3 protein-coding genes are annotated in these 2,746 nt (G+C 61.8%); all 3 read left to right on the top strand.

Translation table 11 applies throughout. The features are described 5' to 3' along the window. Nucleotides 1-304 precede the first annotated feature (304 nt). The 3 genes from tnpA (at nt 305) to tnpC (ending at nt 2,713) form a co-directional block, all read left to right on the top strand. Nucleotides 305-727, top strand: a complete 423-nt coding sequence (gene tnpA, locus AC13EK_RS05885; RefSeq protein ID WP_483022085.1) for an IS66-like element accessory protein TnpA — start codon at nt 305-307, stop codon at nt 725-727. Then, the gene (gene tnpB / locus AC13EK_RS05880) at nt 724-1,077 is read left to right on the top strand and encodes an IS66 family insertion sequence element accessory protein TnpB (RefSeq protein WP_017503620.1); all 354 of its coding nucleotides are present in this window, start codon (nt 724-726) and stop codon (nt 1,075-1,077) included. Before tnpA ends, tnpB begins: the two co-directional genes overlap by 4 nt. Nucleotides 1,078-1,144: 67 nt before the next feature. Beyond that, nucleotides 1,145-2,713: an IS66 family transposase gene (gene tnpC / locus AC13EK_RS05875; RefSeq protein WP_483022084.1), complete on the top strand. Its 1,569-nt coding sequence runs from the start codon at nt 1,145-1,147 to the stop codon at nt 2,711-2,713. Nucleotides 2,714-2,746 lie beyond the last annotated feature (33 nt).

The raw sequence follows: 2,746 nt of genomic DNA, 5'->3' as shown, positions 1-2,746 counted from the left end.
GGTAGCTCGTCAGGCTCATAACCTGAAGGTCGTAGGTTCAAATCCTACTCCCGCAACCATACACCAAAAGACCAAACCGTCTCGGATCATTCCGCGGTGGTTTTTTTATGTCTTTTTGGCGGATTTGCGCCGTTTCCTGGGCATGCAGCGCCGCCCATCGGATCGCGCCTGATGCGAGCTCGTCGATTTGCTTTTAGGGGTGTTTTGGAGGGTAATACCTGTGCGCAGTAAGCGCCAAAACCTCCCCACATTTTCGTACCTGCTGATCTGTCTATGTTTTGCCCCTCATCCGAGGGGTATCGTAGTGGCTGATGATGTAAGAACATTCGAAACAGGTTTCGAAAGGCAGGAGGGCCAGCGGCCCTCGCGTATGGATGTCATTCCAGCGGGACCTTCGCGTCGCCGCTGGTCGGCCGAGGCTAAGGCCCGGATCATAGCGTCGAGTTTTGAGTCCGGCGCCAACATCGCAGAAATCGCACGGGCGCATGGGCTACTGCCGCAGCAGCTTTATGCGTGGCGGCATGACAGCATTCCAGGCAAGCGCCTGGCCAGCAAAAAGCTGGGCTTCGTCCCGGCGGTGGTAGAAGATGCGGGCGGCTCCGGCCCGGCTGATGGTGGAGGCGATGAGATCGTGATCCGCACGGCAAGGCTGGCGATCCATGTGCCGCCAGGGGCGAGCGAGGATCATATCGCCCGTGTGCTTGCCGCGGTGAGCCGGTCGGGATGATCATCCCGCCAGGGCCGCTCAAGGTGATGGTGGCGACAAAGCCGGTCGACTTCAGGAAAGGGGCCGTCAGCCTGGCGGCGCTGGTCGAGCATGAACTCGGACTCAAGCCCTTCTCGGGGGTGGTCTTCATCTTCCGCTCCAAGCGGGCGAACAGGATCAAGCTCCTGGTCTGGGATGGCAGCGGCCTGGTGCTCGTGAGCAAAGTCTTGCAGACGGGGGCCTTCCATTGGCCACGGGCGCAGGATGGCGTGATGCGGCTGTCGGCATCACAGGCGTCAGCCTTGTTCGAAGGGCTGCAATGGTCGAAAATGCACACGCCGCGCGCTCAGGTTCCGGTGACGACGCGATAGGTCGCAAGCCTGATTCCCCTGATCGAAATGCCATTGCGGACTGCCCGGAAACTGCCAGAAATAGGGCATGTCCGCCACGGCAGCCGACCTTCCTGACGATGTCGCCATCCTCAAGGCGATGGTCCTGGCCGGCCTCGAGCGTGAAGCTCGGATGCAGCATATCATTGACCAGATTACCCGGACGACATTCGGAAAACGGTCGGAGAAACTGAACGAAGATCAGTTGGCGCTGGGCCTCGACGATCTCGATGTCGCCCGCGCTGAACTGGAGGCTTTGGCCGAGCAGGCAGCGGCTGCCGCAGGACAAAAGAAGGAACGGGCGCGAAGGGAGCCCGGGACAGCGCGGGCGTCGCTGCCGGCACATCTGGCCCGTGTCGAGGAAGTGATCCTCCCTGACGAGACGGAATGCCCCTGCTGCGGAGGCGTGCTGCACTGCATTGACAGCGACATATCAAGCCGGCTCGATGTCATCCCTGTCCAGTATCGCGTCATCGTGACGTCCCGTCCGAAAATGGCGTGCCGGGCATGCAGTGATGGCGTGTTCCAGGCGCCTGCGCCCAAGCATGTAATGCCAGGCGGCCTGCCCACCGAGGCGCTGATCGCCGATGTTCTCGTCAAGAAATATGCCGATCACACTCCCTTCTACCGGCAGGCACAGGCACTGCGGCGCCAGGGTATCGAGATCGACAGGGGGACAATGTGTAACTGGGCAGGCAGAGCCGCCGCCTGGCTCGGCCGCCTGACCAGCCGGATGAGGGCCGACCTCCTGTCGGGCGCGAGGCTGTTCGTGGATGAGACCACCGCGAAGGTCCTGGCTCCCGGCACTGGCAAGGTGAAGACAGGATATCTCTGGGCGATCGCTCGTGATGATGGGGCGCATGGCGGCACCGATCCACCGGCTGTCGCCTACACCTACATGCCAGGTCGCGGGAAAGTCTGGGCGGAAAAGCTGCTCGGGGACTTCACCGGCATCGTCCAGTGCGACGGCTATGGCGCGTACAAGCATATCGAGGCGCCGGACCGAAGGGCCGGTCCCGGAACGCTCGCCTTCTGCTGGGCACATGTCAGGAGGGGCTACTTCGACGATGCCAAGGGCGGCAACGCACCGGTCGCCGATGAGGCCCTGCGGCGGATCGCCGGGCTCTACAAGATCGAGGCTCGTATCCGAGGCTCCAGCCCCGAACACAGACTGACGGTACGCCAGGCTGAATCCGCTCCGATCATCGCGGACATGCTGCCATGGCTCAAGGAAATGCTGCCCAAACTACCCCGCGGCTCCCATACAGCCGAGGCCATCGGTTACACACTCAACCACTGGAAGGGCCTCGTCCGCTTCCTTGAGGATGGACGGATCGAGCTGGATAACAATACCGTCGAGCGCTCAATCAGGCCAATTACCCTCCAGCGGAAAAATGCCCTGTTCACAGGCCATGACCTGGGGGCTGAAAACTGGGCAACCTTCGCCAGCCTCATCGAAACATGCAAACTGGGCGGTATCAACCCCCAGGCCTACCTCGCCGATGTCCTCGCACGCATCGTCCTGTGCGGCGACACAGATCCCATCGATGATCTGCTCCCCTACAACTGGGTAGATAGTCGCGCCACCGCCAGCCCCGTCATCGATCAGGCCGCCTGAGCGCTCCCCTGTGGGAGTGTTTTAGCGCTTACG

The sequence above is a fragment of the Sphingobium sp. L-44 genome (assembly GCF_056859495.1).
The sequence above is the reverse complement of the archived record's forward strand: the minus strand, read 5'-3'. Positions and strand labels throughout refer to the sequence as shown.